This window comes from Sphingopyxis sp. BE259, assembly GCF_031457495.1.
In the GTDB taxonomy this organism is placed as follows: Bacteria; Pseudomonadota; Alphaproteobacteria; order Sphingomonadales; family Sphingomonadaceae; genus Sphingopyxis.
This window is the reverse complement of record NZ_JAVDWM010000001.1, coordinates 3,150,827-3,167,182: the sequence shown is the minus strand read 5'-3', so window position 1 is coordinate 3,167,182 and position 16,356 is coordinate 3,150,827. Positions and strand designations below refer to the sequence as shown.

Annotated in this window: 17 protein-coding genes; 9 read left to right on the top strand and 8 right to left on the bottom strand. The window is 62.8% G+C overall.

Annotation, left to right across the window (positions count from 1 at the left end):
• The first annotated feature begins 112 nt into the window (after positions 1 to 112).
• The 9 genes from mnmA to J2X44_RS15130 all read left to right on the top strand — a co-directional run bounded on the left by mnmA (position 113) and on the right by J2X44_RS15130 (position 6,839).
• Positions 113 to 1,252, top strand: coding sequence for a tRNA 2-thiouridine(34) synthase MnmA (gene mnmA / locus J2X44_RS15170; protein ID WP_405053376.1), 1,140 nt, complete (start codon positions 113 to 115; stop codon positions 1,250 to 1,252).
• Between the two features lie 66 nt (positions 1,253 to 1,318).
• The gene (locus J2X44_RS15165; RefSeq protein WP_310085804.1) at positions 1,319 to 1,756 is read left to right on the top strand and encodes a hypothetical protein; all 438 of its coding nucleotides are present in this window, start codon (positions 1,319 to 1,321) and stop codon (positions 1,754 to 1,756) included.
• A 112-nt stretch (positions 1,757 to 1,868) separates the two neighbouring features.
• Complete coding sequence (locus tag J2X44_RS15160) at positions 1,869 to 2,009, top strand: hypothetical protein (protein ID WP_310085802.1); 141 nt, start codon at positions 1,869 to 1,871, stop codon at positions 2,007 to 2,009.
• A gap of 21 nt (positions 2,010 to 2,030) precedes the next feature.
• Entirely contained in the window at positions 2,031 to 2,726 is a 696-nt protein-coding gene (locus tag J2X44_RS15155; protein ID WP_310085800.1) for a DsbA family oxidoreductase, read from the top strand.
• A 76-nt stretch (positions 2,727 to 2,802) separates the two neighbouring features.
• Entirely contained in the window at positions 2,803 to 3,114 is a 312-nt protein-coding gene (locus tag J2X44_RS15150; protein WP_310085798.1) for a hypothetical protein, read from the top strand.
• A gap of 178 nt (positions 3,115 to 3,292) precedes the next feature.
• Complete coding sequence (locus tag J2X44_RS15145) at positions 3,293 to 3,532, top strand: DUF2171 domain-containing protein (protein ID WP_310085797.1); 240 nt, start codon at positions 3,293 to 3,295, stop codon at positions 3,530 to 3,532.
• 195 nt (positions 3,533 to 3,727) lie between these two features.
• Entirely contained in the window at positions 3,728 to 5,323 is a 1,596-nt protein-coding gene (locus J2X44_RS15140; RefSeq protein ID WP_310085795.1) for a sulfatase-like hydrolase/transferase, read from the top strand.
• A gap of 192 nt (positions 5,324 to 5,515) precedes the next feature.
• Positions 5,516 to 6,277 (top strand): hypothetical protein, encoded by a 762-nt coding sequence (locus J2X44_RS15135; RefSeq protein WP_310085792.1) that lies wholly within the window; start codon positions 5,516 to 5,518, stop codon positions 6,275 to 6,277.
• A gap of 55 nt (positions 6,278 to 6,332) precedes the next feature.
• A complete protein-coding gene (locus J2X44_RS15130; protein WP_310085790.1) occupies positions 6,333 to 6,839 on the top strand; it encodes a hypothetical protein in 507 nt (168 codons plus the stop codon).
• Positions 6,840 to 6,900: 61 nt separating this feature from the next.
• Here the strand turns inward: J2X44_RS15130 and J2X44_RS15125 are convergent, their stop codons facing one another.
• The 8 genes from J2X44_RS15125 to J2X44_RS15090 all read right to left on the bottom strand — a co-directional run bounded on the left by J2X44_RS15125 (position 6,901) and on the right by J2X44_RS15090 (position 16,266).
• Positions 6,901 to 7,611: a hypothetical protein gene (locus J2X44_RS15125; protein ID WP_310085786.1), complete on the bottom strand. Its 711-nt coding sequence runs from the start codon at positions 7,609 to 7,611 to the stop codon at positions 6,901 to 6,903.
• A 260-nt stretch (positions 7,612 to 7,871) separates the two neighbouring features.
• The gene (locus J2X44_RS15120; RefSeq protein WP_310085784.1) at positions 7,872 to 8,186 is read right to left on the bottom strand and encodes a GIY-YIG nuclease family protein; all 315 of its coding nucleotides are present in this window, start codon (positions 8,184 to 8,186) and stop codon (positions 7,872 to 7,874) included.
• A gap of 114 nt (positions 8,187 to 8,300) precedes the next feature.
• The gene (locus tag J2X44_RS15115) at positions 8,301 to 9,251 is read right to left on the bottom strand and encodes a hypothetical protein (RefSeq protein WP_310249333.1); all 951 of its coding nucleotides are present in this window, start codon (positions 9,249 to 9,251) and stop codon (positions 8,301 to 8,303) included.
• A gap of 210 nt (positions 9,252 to 9,461) precedes the next feature.
• Positions 9,462 to 9,692 (bottom strand): hypothetical protein, encoded by a 231-nt coding sequence (locus J2X44_RS15110; protein WP_310085779.1) that lies wholly within the window; start codon positions 9,690 to 9,692, stop codon positions 9,462 to 9,464.
• A gap of 127 nt (positions 9,693 to 9,819) precedes the next feature.
• On the bottom strand, positions 9,820 to 10,884 hold the full coding sequence (locus tag J2X44_RS15105; RefSeq protein WP_310085777.1) for a ribonucleotide-diphosphate reductase subunit beta: 1,065 nt from the start codon (positions 10,882 to 10,884) through the stop codon (positions 9,820 to 9,822).
• A 24-nt stretch (positions 10,885 to 10,908) separates the two neighbouring features.
• Positions 10,909 to 11,301 carry a membrane protease subunit gene (locus tag J2X44_RS15100; RefSeq protein WP_310085774.1) on the bottom strand — a complete coding sequence of 131 codons (393 nt, stop codon included), beginning with the start codon at positions 11,299 to 11,301 and terminating at the stop codon, positions 10,909 to 10,911.
• Between the two features lie 10 nt (positions 11,302 to 11,311).
• On the bottom strand, positions 11,312 to 13,252 hold the full coding sequence (locus tag J2X44_RS15095) for a ribonucleoside-diphosphate reductase subunit alpha (RefSeq protein ID WP_310085772.1): 1,941 nt from the start codon (positions 13,250 to 13,252) through the stop codon (positions 11,312 to 11,314).
• A gap of 722 nt (positions 13,253 to 13,974) precedes the next feature.
• Complete coding sequence (locus J2X44_RS15090) at positions 13,975 to 16,266, bottom strand: EAL domain-containing protein (protein WP_310085770.1); 2,292 nt, start codon at positions 16,264 to 16,266, stop codon at positions 13,975 to 13,977.
• Between the last annotated feature and the right edge of the window lie 90 nt (positions 16,267 to 16,356).

Here is a 16,356-nt window from a genome sequence, read left to right as displayed (position 1 = left end):
CGTAAATGCTCATTTCATGGCTTGTTAGCGAACCTTAATCCCCGTCAATATCTTGACAGTTATGGCGGAAAAGCTGGTATTTTTGCCGCTGCGTCCCTAGATGGCGCCGATCATGACGACGATGATTTCTCCTGCCGGGCTTGCCCAAGTCGACTTTCAGCTCGCCGCGCCGCTCAAGGATCGGCGAATCGTCGTCGCGATGTCGGGCGGAGTCGATTCGAGCGTGGTCGCTGCGCTGGCGGCGCAATCAGGCGCCGAAGTGATCGGCGTGACGCTGCAACTTTACGATCATGGTGCCAAGGCGAAGCGCGTCGGCGCGTGCTGCGCCGGGCAGGACATAAAGGACGCGCGTGCAGTCGCCGATCGGCTCGGCTTCGCGCATCATGTCTATGACCATGAAAGCCGCTTTCGCGACACAGTGATCGATCAGTTTGCCGACGAGTATCTGAACGGTCGGACGCCGATTCCCTGCGTGCGTTGTAATATGGGAGTCAAATTCACCGACCTGTTTGCGTTGGCCAAGGAACTGGGCGCCGATTGCCTGGCAACCGGCCATTATGTCCGGCGCATGATCGGGCCGACCGGCGCCGAGCTGCACCGCGCGGTCGATCCGGCGCGCGATCAAAGCTATTTTCTGTTCGCGACGACGCAGGAACAGCTCGATTTTCTGCGCTTTCCCTTGGGCGGCCTGGAAAAGAGCGTGGTGCGCGAGATCGCGCGCGACCTGGGGCTGGGCGTCGCGGCGAAACCCGACAGCCAGGACATCTGCTTCGTTCCCGATGGCGATTATGCGACGCTCGTCCGCAAGCTGCGTCCCGAAGCCGACGATCAGGGTGAGATTGTCCATGTCGACGGCACGGTGCTGGGGGCGCACAAGGGATTGATTCACTACACCGTCGGCCAGCGCCGCGGGATCGAGATCGGCGGTCAGGCCGAGCCGTTGTATGTCGTGCGCCTCGACGCCGTCGCCAAGCAGGTGATCGTCGGGCCGCGCCGCGCGCTGGCGGTGGCGGGGGCGCGGTTGGGCGAAGCGAACTGGCTGGGCGCGGTCGATGGCCGCGAGGTGCTGGCCAAGGTGCGAAGCATGGCGCGGCCGGTGGCGGCACGCGTGGCGGGCGAGCGGCTGATCTTCGCGGCGCCGGAATATGGCGTTGCGCCTGGGCAGGCGGCGGTGCTGTACGACGCCGCGGACGCAAGCCGGGTGCTTGGTGGCGGCTGGATTGAACAGACATTTGCCGCCGACACAGCATAAATGGGTGCAACCATTGACATTTCTGCCTGTTGGTTCAGCGTGAAACTTAACCATGGGGAGACGATGATGACCAATTGGGTATGGCGCGGTGCAGTGCTGTTGTGGGCTGCCTTTTTCGCGATCGTCGGTCTGCGTGGGCTGCTTGATCCGGCGAGTTATTCCGAAACGTTCAAATTTGCGATCACTGGGGTTGCGATCAATACGCTGCGCGCGGACCTGTCGGCCTTTTTCCTGGTCGCGTCCGGCGCCGCTGCGATTGGCGCGCTTTTGCCGTCGTGGACCCGCGCACTGCTGGTCCCGGCCGCACTGTTTGGCACCGCACTTGCGGGTCGGCTGATCGGCATCGGCTTGGGCGACCCGACCAATTGGGCCATCATCCAAGGCATGATTGCCGAGGCGTTGACCGTCGTGCTGATGCTCGCCAGCTGGTGGGCGCTGTCGCGGCCTTCGGCCGTGCTTGAGCCGGTGACAAGTGCCGGCGGCCCTGACCATATTGTCGGATAACGCGGCGCCAAAGGCCCAGGTTCTGGCGCCAGACGCGGCACCCTTATTGTCTTTCCAGTCATTTTGTGAGCTACTGCGCACTGGGTCGCGTCTTTTCCCGTGAGGGGGGTGTATGGCAGCCGAAGATGACAAGCGGGCACGCTCGGACCGGCGATCGACCGATCGCCGCGTCGCCGATGATCCCGGATATAAGGGCCCCGACCGTCGCACCGCCGACCGGCGGACGGGCAAGGATCGCCGGTCGACCGATTGAGCGCGGGCAAGGAGGCTTTCATTGACCGAACCAAGCGTGCCGCGGCTGAGCGTCGATATTGTGTCCGACGTGATGTGCCCATGGTGCATCATCGGCTGGCTGAAGTTCGAGACGGCGATGGCCCATTTCGACGGTCGCCTCGATTTCCGCGTCCAGTGGCATCCGTTCGAACTTAACCCCGCCATGCCGCCCGAGGGTGAGGATGCGGCGGAGCATGTCATGCGCAAATATGGCATCACCGCCGAACAGAGCCGCGCGAATAGCGGCAGGATGGCAGCGGTCGCCGCCGATCTGGGCTTTACATTCAACAGCGGTCCCGGTTTCCGGATGCGGAACAGTTTCGACGCGCACCGGCTGCTGACTTGGGCGGGAGCGTTGGAGGACGCCGAGCAAGCGGCCGCGACCGGGGTCCAGACGGCGCTCAAGCTCGCGCTGTTCGCGGCGCATTTCACCGACAACCGCGATGTCAGCGATCATGCCGTGTTGACCGATGTCGCTGCGTCGGTCGGCCTCGACCCAGGGCGCGCCGCGGCGATCCTGGCATCGGGCGAGTTTGGCGAGATGGTGCGCACCGAAGAGGCGTATTGGGCCGACCAGGACATTACCGGCGTGCCTGCCTTCATCCTCGGCGGGCGGATGCTGGTGCCGGGGGCGCAGGATCCTGAGGTGTTTATTCGCGTCATTGAAAACAAGGTGCTGGCGGCCGCCACGGCTTAGCGGTTGGCCGGGTCGGCCATGGAACATGTCGGGGCGGCGGGGCGTTTTCGATCGTCCCTCTTTCAAGGAGCCGATCATGACCGATAGCCCGCGCAAGCCCGATACCGAAGCCCCCGAAGCGACCAACCGCGAGCAGGATGACGAGGACGCCCAGGCGCAAACCGTCGCCGCCGCGGCGCGGCACGAGCGCCCGCTGGCCGACAGCACCAAGGTCGGCTCAGGCGAAGCGAGTGACGATGTGCAGGATCTGGTCGATCATATGAACCAGATGGAACGATCGGGCCGGATCGATATGGACGCCTATCGCGGCGAACGTAGCGACGACGACGAGGACGGCGAACTTGGCCCTGGCGGCATTGAAGACGACGAACCGCGCGGCGCGTCTTAGCGAGCGCATGGTTCGGCACGCGGAAGCGGGCGCGGCTTTCGGGCGGCTCGTCGGAGATGATCGAGTGGCGCTGGATCGAACGCCCCGATCCGGCGTATGATGTGGGTGCCCCTCGCGGCCCCCCTCCGCAGCACGGCCCCGGCGGACCCCCGTCCGCAGCATGGCAAGGAGAATGACGATGGCTGAGCATGACCATAGCGCGATCAAGGAACATATGGATGTCATCGGCGCCGACGGCGTCCATGTCGGCACTGTCGATCATCTCGACGGCGAACGCATCAAGCTGACCAAAGGCGACAGCGGGGACGGCAAGCATCATTATCTGCCCGCCGGGCTGGTTGCTGCGGTCGAGGGTGACACGATCCGCCTGTCGGCGACCGGTGCCACCGCGGTCGACCTGTTCGAAGAGGCTGAATAGCGCGGCAGGAGATACCCGCCCGTAATAGCTGATTGAGATAACAGAGGGCGGCGGCGCAATCGGGCGCCCCGACGCTGAAACTGGCCCGCGTCTGCCCCCTCGCCGCGGGCCAATTTCATGCCCGCCGCGATCGTTTGACGATTGATGATTACGGTGATTGGTGATTTCCCAAGGCGTTGCGGCTAGGCTGGCGCGATGATGGGGCGAGCGGACGGGGGATCGCGCGGCGGACGCGCCGGGCTGGGGCAATTGGCGGCCGCGCTGCTGTTGTTCGCGATCGGTTATGGCATCGCGAACCGGTTCCAGCTGACCCACGGCATCTTGTATCGATACGCGGCGGGCGATGGCGCGGGCGCGATGACCGCCCTGCTGTTCATGGCGTTCCAGGCCGCTATCTTCTGCGCGGCGCTGATTCTGATGCCGCGCCGCTGGGGCGCGGTGCTGATCGCGCTGGCGGGCGCATCGATCCTGATCAACATCGGGTATAGCCAGATCGTTCCAGAACTGGTCGACGGCGGGTCGCTGGCATGGATGATCGCCGAGCTGCGCCAGCTGGGCAACGCGGCGGGCGAATTCGGCAGCGAATTCCTGTTCGTTGGCGCGCAGGTCGCCGCAGCGCTGGCGTTTTTCGTTGCGGCGCGTGCGGTGGCGCGGCAAGGGCCGCCGCTGCCGTGGAGCAAGGGGATTGCGGCGGCGCTGCTGATCCTGCTGATCGCGCCGAGCCCGATCTATCGTCACAGCGCAGCATTTCCCGAAGCCGCCGAGCGCAGCCTGTATGGACTGGGCTGGGATCTGCTGACCGCGCCGTCGCCGCCGCCGCGCGCCGCGGTCGCCGTGGCGCGCGATCCCGGCGCGCCAGCCCCGCGGCATATCGTCTGGGTGATCGACGAGAGCGTCGCTGCGGACCCGTTCCAGCGGCTGATCGCACCGACTCTGGCCCAGGTGCCGCACAACGACTTTGGCGTCGCCGCAGCGCTGGGACATTGCAGCGCCCCGGCGCAGGTCGCGCTGCGGTCGGGGGTCAATGTGCGGCGCGTGTCGGCGGCGAGTGATCTGCGCGCGACGCCGTCGATCTGGGGCTATGCCAAGCGCGCCGGTTACCGCACGACGCTGATCGACGGACAGACCGCGGGGGCGCCGCAGAATCTGTTGCTGCCGCCCGAACGCGCATTGATCGATGATTATCGTTCGATGGTCGGCGGCATCGACACCGACCTGAAGATCGCCGAAGTGCTGAACGCGCAGCTGAAGCGCGGCGGCAAGAGCTTTACCTATGCGGTGCTGCGCGGGGTGCATTTCCAGTATCGCGACCATTATCCGAAGGGCGCGGTGGCGGCGGATGCGCCGGTCGCGGTGCAATATGACGCCGCGCTGCGCTGGTCGAAGCGGGCGTTTTTCGCGCGGTTGCTCGCCGGGGTCGATCGCGGCGACGTTGCGATCGTCTATACGTCGGATCATGGCCAGAACCTGACCCCCGGGGCGCTGCCGCATTGCAGCCGCGAGGCGGTGGCCGACGAGTTTCGGGTGCCGTTGCTGGCGTTCCTGTCCGATCCGCTCGCGGCGCGCTATGCCGCGGCGCGGCGTCACGGCCATTCGGCAAGCCAGATCCTGCCCGCGACGCTGATCTGGATGGGTTATGACGCCGCGCCGGTGACCGCGCGATACGACCGCGACCTGGTCCAGCCAACCGCGCGTTATGTGTGGTTCGGGCGAACGGTGATCCCGACGGGCGCCGAGACCGCGATTGACGTTACCGTCGGGCCCGCGTTCCCGGGAACGGCCAGCAACTGACCCCGCCGTCGCGTCGGCAATTTGCACGGCGCCCAAGACTCCAGCCGCGTCGTGCGCTATAAGCATGCCGTAATCGGACTGGCGCCGGGCGGCGTCGCCGATCGGGTCGTCCGGGCTGCGCGACAGGCGAAAATCGCCGCGCCATCCCCCATGTGACAATGCAGCAGGGGAAAGAACTTGAAGCATTTTTCGATGAAGTCCATCGCGGCGCTGGTGGCGGCGTCGATGCTGGCGACGCCGGTGCTGGCGAAACAGGTGCCGGGGTTGCAGGACCTGGTCGGCGCGCGTGGTGCCGGCGGCGAAACACAGCTGGAAATGCGCGGCTATACGCATATCGAAACGCACAACGACGGCGACCGCAAGCATAGCTATTGGTGGAACCGCGACAACAAGCAGTGCGCGCATGTCGTGACGTGGGACGGCCGGTACCAGTCGGTCGAGACCGCGTCGCGGTCCGATTGCAACCAAGGTGGCGGCGGCGACAATGCCGGTGCCGCGGTCGCGGCGGTCGCCGGGATCGCCCTGATCGCGGCGCTCGCGAGCAAGAAGCACCACAAGGACAAGGACTATGACCAGCAGGGGACGGGCGAGTTCGACCGCGGTTACCGCGACGGCCTGTATAATGCGCCCTACCATAATTATGGCCGGTCCGACGCCTATTCGAGCGGGTATCAGGCCGGCGTGAACGAGCGCAGTTCGAACCTGGGCCATCACTATGGTGGCGGCGGTTATGCCGAGGTCGGACAGTTTATGGACCTCAATGGCGCGCGCGCGTCGAGCGCCGACGAAGCGATGCGCAGCCGCGGGTTCAGCAATGTCGACAGCTTCAAATCGGGCAACACCGCGTATAGCGTGTGGAACCGCCGCGCGAGCCGCCAGTGCGTCCAGATGACGGTCGCCGACGGACGCGTTTACGACATCCGCGACATCGGCACCCATCCGCGCTGCCGATAGGCGGCGCTGCGATCGCGACTGGCGCCGCGCCGCCGCTGTGCCTATAGGCGCGGCGATGGCGGGGCAGAACCACAGGATGATCGTGATCGGGCGGCTGAAGGCAAAGCCGCTGCTCGCCGGGCAATTGCTGTGCGCGCTGGCCGCCGCGGCGCTGATCGCGTGGCAGGCGGTGCCGGTTTGGAGCGACGGCGCGGCGGCGATGCTGCGCGCGATCCTGTTCGGCAACCTGCTGGTGAGCGCCGGCATCCTGCTGGCGGTGCTGGGCTTTGCCGCCTTTCACCGCGCCTGGCGGCGGCGCGACGCCTTTATCTGGCACGACGGCGCGCGGCTGTACCGCGGCGCGCGCGAAAGCTGGCCGTTGCCGCTGATCCGCGACGTGGTGATCGCGCGCAGCGAACTGGGCATCGCGTCGCTGCGGCTGGTCGTCGACGACGACAGCGAGGTGACGCGCGAGCTGGTGAAGCTGTATTTGCTCGAGGACGCGCCCGAGGCGGTGCGCGGCGGGGTGATGTTTGCGGTCGCGGGATTGCGCGGGTTTCCCAGCGGATCGGTGCTGAATTAGGCCGGGTGCGCCCCAAAGTTCAGCAAAGTTCAGCCCGACGGCGCGGCGCGCTGGTCAAAGTTCAGCGAAGTTCAGCCTCATCCCACGCCGCCACCACGGGCGGGGTGGCGGGGGGTACGAGCGCCGTGTCCGCATCGTCGCGATACCAGCGCGGCAGATCGCCGTCGCACAGATCGGCAACCTCGAGCGCCACCGCGAGATCGTCGGGCGCCATCAGCGCGGCGGGCGCGGCGGGCGGTTCGGGGTGGAGGTGGACCAGCGCTTCGGCGACCGGGGTCGTGGCGGCGACATGCGCCGCGGCGCCCTCACGGAAGCGGTCGGGGCCATAGGCGCGGATCAGGAACATCAGCAAGCGGTCGCTTTGCCGCAGGCGGCGGCCGACGCGGTTGCCGTCGCGGTCGAACACCGGCTCGTCGCTGCCCACGAGCGCACGTTCGAACGCGGCGTCGAGCAGTTTCTTCGCCGCCGCATCGATCGCGGCGGACCAGGCGCGATCGAATGCCTCGGCACCGGGCGACCGGCGCAGGCGATAAGCGGAGGATTCGGACATGCCGACGCGCTGCGCCGCGGTGGCGACCGAGCCGCTGTCGGCCAGCGCCTCGACAAAGGCGCGCTGCTTGTCGGGCGACCAGCCATCCTTGCGGCGTTTCTTCAGCACTGGCACCCAGTTATAAGCGGCGGGGTCGTGGCCGTGCGCGTCGAGCGCGGGGGAGGTTTCGGGAGTGGGGGCGAGGGCCGCGTCGGGCGCGGGGATGGGGGCGATGTGGCTCATCTGTCAGTTTGGAGCACATGGGAATAATGTAGGACAGGGGTTTTTGGGGTGGGGTGTGCGAAATAGGATTTGGGCGGGTGTGGGGCGGCAAGGATTGGGTTTCACGCGCAGGCGCGAAGAAAAGAAGCGCCGCCCCTCTTTCGTCACCCCGGACTTGATCCGGGGTCCATTCGGCGCCGCTGGCATGGATGCCGGATCAAGTCCGGCATGACGAATGAGGGGGAGGTGCGGGATGACGCGGGTAGGTGCGGTTGCGGACGTCACCCACCCAACGGCGGCAACCCCAATTCCTCCGCCAAGTCGCGCCAGTCCGGGTTAGCCGCCTCGATCAGGTCGATCTTCCACTTGCGCTGCCAATTCTTGATCTGCTTCTCGCGCGTGATCGCGGCGTGCATCGTCCCGGCGAGTTCGAACCAGACGAGCGTTTTGACGCCATAGCGTTTGGTGAAGCCGTCGAAGCTGCCGTCGCGGTGGTGGACGATGCGCTGGATCAGGTGCGAGGTGACGCCGGTGTAGAGCGTGCCGTGGCGGGCGCTGGCCATGATATAGGCGCAGGGCTGGAAGTCGGCGTGCATGGGGTGGAGGCTAGGGCGGCGATGGACCCCGGATCAAGTCCAGGGTGGCGAAGATTGGGCCGGACTGGAGGCTGCTGTTCGGGTCGTCATGCTAAGCTTAAACTGCTAACCTAATTAGCCACAAACAGGTTTAGATTTTTCAATAATTCTATCAGAAGCATATAGCCAAGATTCCATTCTCGAGCCGATCAACATAATGTCTGACCTGCTTAGATCGGAGGGAGTTTCAATCGGGAAATCAAAATCTAAAGAGAACTTTTCATCTTGAAATATATTCTCCAAATTGGATATCCACTTTTTGTATGATGGGTCAATCTGAGCTAGCTCATCTCTCGATATTGTATTTGATATGGAAGTCCAAGGATTGTATTTTTCAATGTTTTGGTAATTTTTGCTTGATTCCCTAAAAGGAAAATGGGTCTCTATTTCAAGTTTTTTTCCAGCGGGAATGATCTTGTTGCGCATATAACGTCGTGTTTCCTCGGCGTATCCGTTGAATTCTGACTGAGTTTCCATGTCAGTTTCAACTCGACTATCAGCCGATTTTATATACGTATTGTCGCGGTTGCTTGAGGACGACCATTGCTTAAATCTGTGCAGGGTGTCTGACCAAGTTTTGTCATCGTTAGAGCTTGTCTCTATAAGAAACCTTTCATATCTATAATTTGACAAAATTCCCATCAGGCTAATTATGGTCGACATTCTTTCAGCATGCGAGAGCGTGCTTGAACAAGTTAGTCTCTTCCTGGTTGGTATCGTAACATCCAATGAAGCCTTCATGATGGAAGCTTTCATTTTTTCATCTTTTAAGGCCAAATTCGATACTTCTAGTTCGCGAAAGACCTGAATTTTCTGCTGTTCTAAAAGCGCAAGTTGTACGCTGCTTTCTAGCAAAGATGCCTGATTGGAAAAAATTTCCTTTTGCTGATCCGCTAGTTGATTTTCGGCTGATACACGTTGTCCTCGAACAACTGATAGTTCCCCTTTGGCATCTACGATGTCCGCCCGGAGCGCATTTATCAGCCGGTCTCCGGTTTCAGAAAAAAATATTCCCCATATCGCCAACAGCAACAAAGCTAGCTGGCAAGCTGCGGAAACTGCGTCTGAAATGTTAATCTTCGAGAACGTAACGGGTGATTGGAGCAGATCTCCTGCCTCGGAACGCGACTTTATGCGTCGAGTTACACTGGGTCGGTGCATCGGCCTCATCGTCAGACGTCACCCCTCATTCTTGTCGGTGTTATGACGCGAAAGATTTTTACGTCGTCAATCTAATCAAACCGAAAACCCGCCCGCATTGCGGCGGTTCGAGCTCGCCGCCAGTACCTTCTTGCCCTGCGGGGTCAGGGCCCATTTGGCGCCCTGCTTGACGACCAGACCCAGCGTGACGAGTTCGTCGCGGATCGGGTCGGTGGGGAGTTGGGGGCGGCGGTTCGACAGGCCTTCGAGCGTCGAACGCTGCGGCTGGCTGAGGATGAGGAGTTTAGGTTTTTTCTCTTCGGTCATTGGGTTTTCTTCTGACTTCTTGTTCTGGGGCGTGGGGTGGTGTTGTTGCCCTCCCCGCTGCGACTTAGGTGGCATAGCCACCAAGTCTCGTGCCCCTCCCGCAAGCGGGAGGGGTTGTGATGGGCGTTTACTCGGCGGCGATCCCCGCCTTGGCGAACATGTCTTCGCCGTCGGTTTCGGCGGTGATCACCGGGGCGGTGTCGTCATTCGCCTTGGCCTTCTTGCGGTTGTCGAAGCTGGACCAGACATTGTTCCACTCGCCGCGGGTCGCGCCCTTGCTGTATTCGGTGGCGCGCGTTTCGAAGAAGTTGGCGTGCTCGACGCCGTTGAGCAGCGGGGCGAGCCAGGGGAGGGGGTGTTCGTCGATCATGTAGATCGGCTGGAACCCCAGCTGGCCGAGGCGCCAGTCGGCGATGTAGCGGATGTAGCGCTTGATTTCCTTGGGCGTCATGCCGGGGACTGGCCCCTGTTCGAACGCCAGGTCGATGAACGCATCCTCGAGCCGCACCGTTTTCTGGCAGGTGTCGATGATGTCTTCCTTCACCGCCTTGGTCAGGCAGTCGCGTTCCTTGGTGAAGGTGTGGAACAGCTTGATGATGCCTTCGCAATGCAGGCTTTCGTCGCGGATCGACCAGCTGACGATCTGGCCCATGCCCTTCATCTTGTTGAAGCGCGGGAAGTTCATCAGCATCGCGAAGCTGGCGAAGAGCTGGAGCCCCTCGGTAAAGCCGCCGAACATCGCGAGGGTGCGCGCGATATCCTCGTCATTGTCGACGCCGAACTGCTGCATATAATCATGCTTGGCGCGCATCTCGTCATATTCGAGGAACATGCCATATTCGCTTTCGGGCATGCCGATGGTGTCGAGCAGGTGGCTGTACGCCGCGATGTGCACGGTTTCCATGTTGCTGAACGCGGTCAGCATCATCTTGATTTCGGTCGGCTTGAACACGCGGCCATATTTGTCGTGGTAGCAATCCTGCACCTCGATATCGGCCTGGGTGAAGAAGCGGAAAATCTGGGTGAGCAGATTGCGTTCATGGTCGCTGATCTTTTGCGCCCAGTCGCGGCAATCCTCGCCCAGCGGCACTTCCTCGGGAACCCAGTGGATCTGCTGCTGGCGCTTCCAGAAATCGAACGCCCAGGGGTATTCGAAGGGCTTGTAGGTGTTGCGGGCTTCTAACAACGGCATGGCGGGCTTCCTTGGGTGTAGCGGTTATTGCGGTGCGAGGCGGCGGGCTTCGGTAACGGGAAGGCCGCCCTCGGTCGGAACATAGATCAGCGAGGCGCGCGACGATTCGAGCGCCTGAATTTGCAGGTAGCGCAGATAGCCTTCGGGGCCGCCGAGGCTGTTCTGCAAAATCTGATTGGCTTCGGCCGCTCCCTTGGCGCGGATGACCTCGGCCTCGGCCAGCGAGATGGCGCTTTCCTTTTTGGCGCGCGCCTCAAGGATTGCGACCTGCCGCGACGATTGCGCCTCGGCCAGCGCGGCTTCGCCCGACAGGCGCTGCGAATAGACGCGGTACTGCGGGTATCCGATCAGCACGACCAGCAGAAAAACGACTGTGGCCCCAATGGCGGCGAGCGTGCAGCCGGCGTTCTTGTTCATCGGCTGGTCCTCACTGACAGGCCAGACACTCGTCGTAATCGGTGCTCTCCAGCTGATACACCGGCGCTTCGGCGGTGTTGTCGGCCTCGACCCCGCCCGCGAAGCCGGCGCGCTGGACCGATTTCGAGCGGAGGTAATAGAGCGATTTGATGCCGAGTTCCCACGCGCGATAATGGAGCATCAGCAGATCCCATTTCTCGACGTCCGCCGGGATGAACAGGTTCAGCGACGCGGCCTGGTCGATATAGGGCGTGCGATCGGCGGCGAGTTCGAGCAGCCAGCGCTGGTCGATCTCGAAGCTGGTCTTGTAGCAGTCCTTCTCGTCCTGCGTCAGGAAGTCGAGGTGCTGGACGCTGCCGCCCTTTTCGAGGATCGAGTTCCAGATATTGTCGCTGTTCTTCGCCTTGTCGACGAGGAGGGCTTCGAGGTGCGGGTTGCGGATCGAGAAGCTGCCCGAGAGCGTCTTGTGGGTGTAGATGTTCGCCGGGATCGGCTCGATGCACGCGCTGGTGCCGCCGCAGATGATGCTGATCGACGCGGTCGGCGCGATCGCCATCTTGCAGCTGAAGCGTTCCATCACGCCCTGATCGGCGGCGTCGGGGCAGGGGCCGCGTTCCTTGGCGAGCAGCATTGACGCCTGATCGACCTGGGCGCGGATATGCTTGAAGACGCGCAGGTTCGACGATTTCGCCATCGCGCCCTCGAACGGCAGGCCGCGCGCCTGGAGGAAGCTGTGGAAGCCCATGACGCCAAGGCCGACCGAGCGTTCGCGGCTGGCGCTGTATTTGGCGCGCGCCATTTCGGGCGGGGCGCGGTCGATATAGTCCTGAAGGACATTGTCGAGCATGCGCATGACATCCTCGATGAACATCTTGTCACCGTTCCACTCGTCCCAGGTTTCGAGGTTGAGCGACGAGAGGCAGCAGACTGCGGTGCGATCGTTGCCGAGATGGTCGCGGCCGGTGGGGAGGGTGATCTCGCTGCACAGGTTCGAGGTGGTGACCTTCAGCCCCAGGTCGCGGTGATGCTTCGGCATCATGCGGTTCACCTGGTCGATGAAGATGATGTAGGGCTCGCCGGTCGCGAGGCGCGTTTCGACGAGCTTCTGGAACAGGCTGCGCGCGTCGACGGCGCCGCGGACGCTCTGGTCCTTGGGCGAGCGGAGGTTGAATTCGCGGCCGTCGCGGACCGCTTCCATGAACTCGTCGGTGATCAGTACGCCGTGGTGGAGGTTCAATGCCTTGCGGTTGAAGTCGCCCGAGGGTTTGCGGATTTCGAGGAACTCCTCAATCTCCGGGTGGCTGATGTCGAGATAGCAGGCGGCCGAGCCGCGGCGCAGGCTGCCCTGCGAGATTGCGAGGGTCAGGCTGTCCATCACGCGGACGAAGGGGATGATGCCGCTGGTCTTGCCGTTGAGGCCGACGGGTTCGCCGATGCCGCGCACGCTGCCCCAATAGGTGCCGATGCCGCCGCCGCGGCTGGCGAGCCAGACATTCTCGTTCCACGTCTCGACAATGCCCTCAAGGCTGTCGGGGACCGAGTTGAGGTAGCAGCTGATCGGCAGGCCGCGGCCGGTGCCGCCGTTCGATAGCACGGGGGTCGCGGGCATGAACCACAGGCGGCTGATATAATCATAGAGCCGCTGGGCATGCTCCTGATCGTCGGCATAGGCCGACGCGACGCGCGCGAAGAGATCCTGGTATGATTCGCCGGGCAGAAGATAGCGGTCCTCTAGCGTTTCCTTGCCGAAGTCGGTGAGGAGCGCGTCGCGGCTGCGGTCGGTGACGACGTCGAATCGGCGCGCGTGGACTTTCGCTTCGCCGCTATCATTGAGCTTGGCGGCCGGAGCCGAATCGGCGACCGATTCGTTTGCGACCGGCGCTTCGTTTTTCGTCAGTTCCATCGTCGCCACGTCGCTCGTCTCCACCCGTTCCGTTTCCCGAAAATCCATCACAATCGCCCCCGATTTGAACGCGCAGCTGGCGCGTTTGTTCCTGTCTTGTTCGACTCGGGACGAAGCCCCGGTCTTAGCATCTAAACCGACCCGGGGGGCACTTATTTTGGCCGCACAAAGCACTTTCCCGTGCCCACATGCCGTGGGCGACGGAAATCCGCCATTTTTGGCCAAACACTATTTCTTGGGGTGCCCCCGTGGTCTACCCACCATCTATAGTGCCACGTCGGCGCGACGATGCAAGACGGTAAATGACGGATTAGAGACTCGGTTCGTCGATAATTTGATTCGTCTCGTCGCGGCGAATGCCCGCTGGCGAGCGGCCGCGCCAGCGTTTCCGCGGGATAGCGCGCGCGATCGAGGATGGCCGACCGCGTGGGCAATTTTTTTAAGTGCGAAGGACGGCGACGACGCTGTCCGCGCCATGGCCTTTCTGCCCGATGAGCGCGCCCGATCCGCAATGCGGTGTGAAACCCCAGGCAGGCAAATAGCAGGCAAAGAAAAAGGGCCCCGGACATGTCCGAGACCCTTTTCTATCTGATATTCAGATTAGGCCGATGCGCCGCCGTTACCGGAGCCGCCGCCGCCCATCCATCGCCAAAACCAACCCATAAGATATCTCCTGTCGGCACTGCCCACGAAGAACAGTTAACGAAGCATATACCATCTTTGGTAAGGTAAATCGAGTCTTAACCATAGCATCGCTGCCAATCTGGCCGTTATGCGGTGCGGTTTTGCGGCGGGGACGCGAGCGTAGTCGCAAGTTCGGAAAATAACTGTGGCTTGCCAAGGTGATAGCCTTGGCCAACATCGCAGCCAAGTTGGCCGAGAAGGGTCATGGTTTCAGCATCTTCAATGCCTTCGGCGACCGCAACCGCCCCCAGACGATGTGCTAGGTCAATGGTCGACTTAACGACTTCCAGGTTCCGCTGCGAATCGCGCATCGTCATCACGAATCGCTTGTCGATTTTGATCTCGTCAGCCTCGATCTCGGTCAGATATTCCAGGTTCGACTGGCCGGTGCCATAATCGTCGATCGACAGGCGGATGCCGGTGCGGCGCAGCTGCGCCAGCGTCTGGCGGGCTTGGCGGCTGTTTTCGATCTGGGCGGTTTCGGTGATCTCGATCGTCAGGATTTCGGGCGGCAGATGATGCGCGGTCAGCATGACGCGGATCGTTCCGACCAGATCGCTATGGTCGAGCAGCGTCGCGGACAGGTTGACCGACATGTTGATCCGCTGGCCGCGTTCGTGCAGCTGGGCCGCCGACCGGATCGCCTGATCCATGACGAACAGGGTGAGGCGGTAGATGTCCTGACTCTTTTCGGCCTGGACGATGAATTCGTCCGGCGGAATCGGACCGCGCGTCGGGTGGGTCCAGCGCGCCAGCGCCTCGACCCCGACCAGCTTGCCGGTCGAAATTTCATATTGCGGCTGGAACGCGACCCAGATGTCGCCGCCGGTGAGTGCGTCCTCGAGCTGCGAGTGGAACGAGAGTTGCCAGCCGGCATCGTCCTTTTGCCGCGGGACATATTTGGTCCACAGCGCGCGGGTGCGGATCGCGCGTTCGGCGGCGACCAGCGCGGCCGCCAGCCGCTGGGCGTTCGATCCCTCGAACTCGTCATTGACCCCGAAGGCAATGGCGACATCGACGCGCAATTCGCCGATGGTCAGCGGCGCGTTGAACAGCGCGGCGAGCCCCGCCAGCTGCCCCTCGATCTGACTGTGCTGATAATAAGGGACGAGCCAGGCGAAGGTGCCGTCGAGATCATGGTGCAGGGTGGTGCCCTGTGATGCGAGTTGCAGGCGGCGGGTGACCTGTTCGACCAGCTTGCCGATGCCATCGCCGGGGATGAAGGCGGCGAGGTCTTCGAAATTGACGACCTTCGCGGCGACGACCGTCGCGCTGCCGAACGACGCCTGGGTGCGCAACGCTTCGAAATTGGGCAGGCCCGAAAGGGGGTTTTCGCGCTGCGCCGAGGACCGGCGGCGGGTGCGTGCAACGTTGGCGCTGATCGCCGCGATTAGAAAACATGCGGCGCCGATCTGGACCGTGACCAGCGACAGGCTGGCCACCACCTTAATTGCGAGCAACGCAGCGGTAAGGCCCAGCGCCACGACGCCGTGCCAGCGGCCGTTGCGCCGCGCCAGCGCCAAAAGCATGACGATGAACGACACCGCGAGCGCCGGAAGCCAGCCGATATCGACCGGCTGGCCGCGTTTGAGTGCCTCACCCGCGATGAGGTGGATATAGGCGCCGTGGACCTTGTCATGGCCGGGCAGATAATGCTGGTCGGGCAAGGTCGCCGACGCCGACGCAAAGATCACATCCTTGCCGCGCAGCAGTGCTGGATCCAGCTTGCCCGTCATGACGTCGATCGCGCTATATTGCGTGATCGTATCCGGATCGTAGGATAGATCGAGGGCGAATTGGCCGGGGGCATCGAGCGGGCGGTCGGCCAGCAGTGCTGCAAAGCTGGGCAGGATGCGGCCTTCGGCTTTTACCGCCAGCGGCACTTTCCATACCTGCCAGAACTCATACTCCAAGCCGATGAAGCCGCGTTTGGCCTCCCGACCAAAACGAGCATCGGGCCATTGCGTGGCGGTGGCCGTCGTTCCCTGAAAGTTGGCAGACGGAACGGCGAGGATGATGCGATTGCCCATCTGGCGCACCGCCGCGGCAAGTTTCGGAAAATCCCGGTCCTTGGTCCGACGTTCGTAAGAAAAGTCCACAAACAGGCGTTTTGCCGGAGAAGCGTTGATGGCGCGCACCAGTTGCATGTGCTGGGTGCTGTCGAAATCCTGATTGCCGATGGCTTGCAGCGTCTTGTCGTCGAGCGCGACGACGACCGTGTCACCCGACACTGCACGAGCAGCAATGCGACTAGTCGCCATCGCGGCAAAACGGTCCGGCAATTCGCCCGCGCCGCTGATACCGACGATCAAGCTGAGCAGCAGCGCAAGGCCGATCGTCCGCCAGCTGATGACCAGATTTTTGACCGGAATGGGCACGCACGTCTCCAGCAATTGCCGGTCGTGCCTAGTGTCAGATGGTTATCATCGCGTTAATCATGAACAAATTCTTGCTGGCGCTGATGCGCG

Excerpts from the sequence above, each read along its gene's own strand:
- J2X44_RS15160 (WP_310085802.1), top strand. The coding sequence starts at position 1,869 with ATGGCAGCCGAAGATGACAAGCGGGCACGCTCGGACCGGCGATCGACC.
- J2X44_RS15120 (WP_310085784.1), bottom strand. The coding sequence starts at position 8,186 with ATGCACGCCGACTTCCAGCCCTGCGCCTATATCATGGCCAGCGCCCGC.
- mnmA (WP_405053376.1), top strand. The coding sequence starts at position 113 with ATGACGACGATGATTTCTCCTGCCGGGCTTGCCCAAGTCGACTTTCAG.
- J2X44_RS15110 (WP_310085779.1), bottom strand. The coding sequence starts at position 9,692 with ATGACCGAAGAGAAAAAACCTAAACTCCTCATCCTCAGCCAGCCGCAG.
- J2X44_RS15140 (WP_310085795.1), top strand. The coding sequence starts at position 3,728 with ATGATGGGGCGAGCGGACGGGGGATCGCGCGGCGGACGCGCCGGGCTG.
- J2X44_RS15105 (WP_310085777.1), bottom strand. The coding sequence starts at position 10,884 with ATGCCGTTGTTAGAAGCCCGCAACACCTACAAGCCCTTCGAATACCCC.
- J2X44_RS15130 (WP_310085790.1), top strand. The coding sequence starts at position 6,333 with ATGGCGGGGCAGAACCACAGGATGATCGTGATCGGGCGGCTGAAGGCA.
- J2X44_RS15135 (WP_310085792.1), top strand. The coding sequence starts at position 5,516 with ATGAAGTCCATCGCGGCGCTGGTGGCGGCGTCGATGCTGGCGACGCCG.
- J2X44_RS15100 (WP_310085774.1), bottom strand. The coding sequence starts at position 11,301 with ATGAACAAGAACGCCGGCTGCACGCTCGCCGCCATTGGGGCCACAGTC.
- J2X44_RS15125 (WP_310085786.1), bottom strand. The coding sequence starts at position 7,611 with ATGAGCCACATCGCCCCCATCCCCGCGCCCGACGCGGCCCTCGCCCCC.
- J2X44_RS15095 (WP_310085772.1), bottom strand. The coding sequence starts at position 13,252 with ATGGATTTTCGGGAAACGGAACGGGTGGAGACGAGCGACGTGGCGACG.
- J2X44_RS15165 (WP_310085804.1), top strand. The coding sequence starts at position 1,319 with ATGACCAATTGGGTATGGCGCGGTGCAGTGCTGTTGTGGGCTGCCTTT.
- J2X44_RS15150 (WP_310085798.1), top strand. The coding sequence starts at position 2,803 with ATGACCGATAGCCCGCGCAAGCCCGATACCGAAGCCCCCGAAGCGACC.
- J2X44_RS15145 (WP_310085797.1), top strand. The coding sequence starts at position 3,293 with ATGGCTGAGCATGACCATAGCGCGATCAAGGAACATATGGATGTCATC.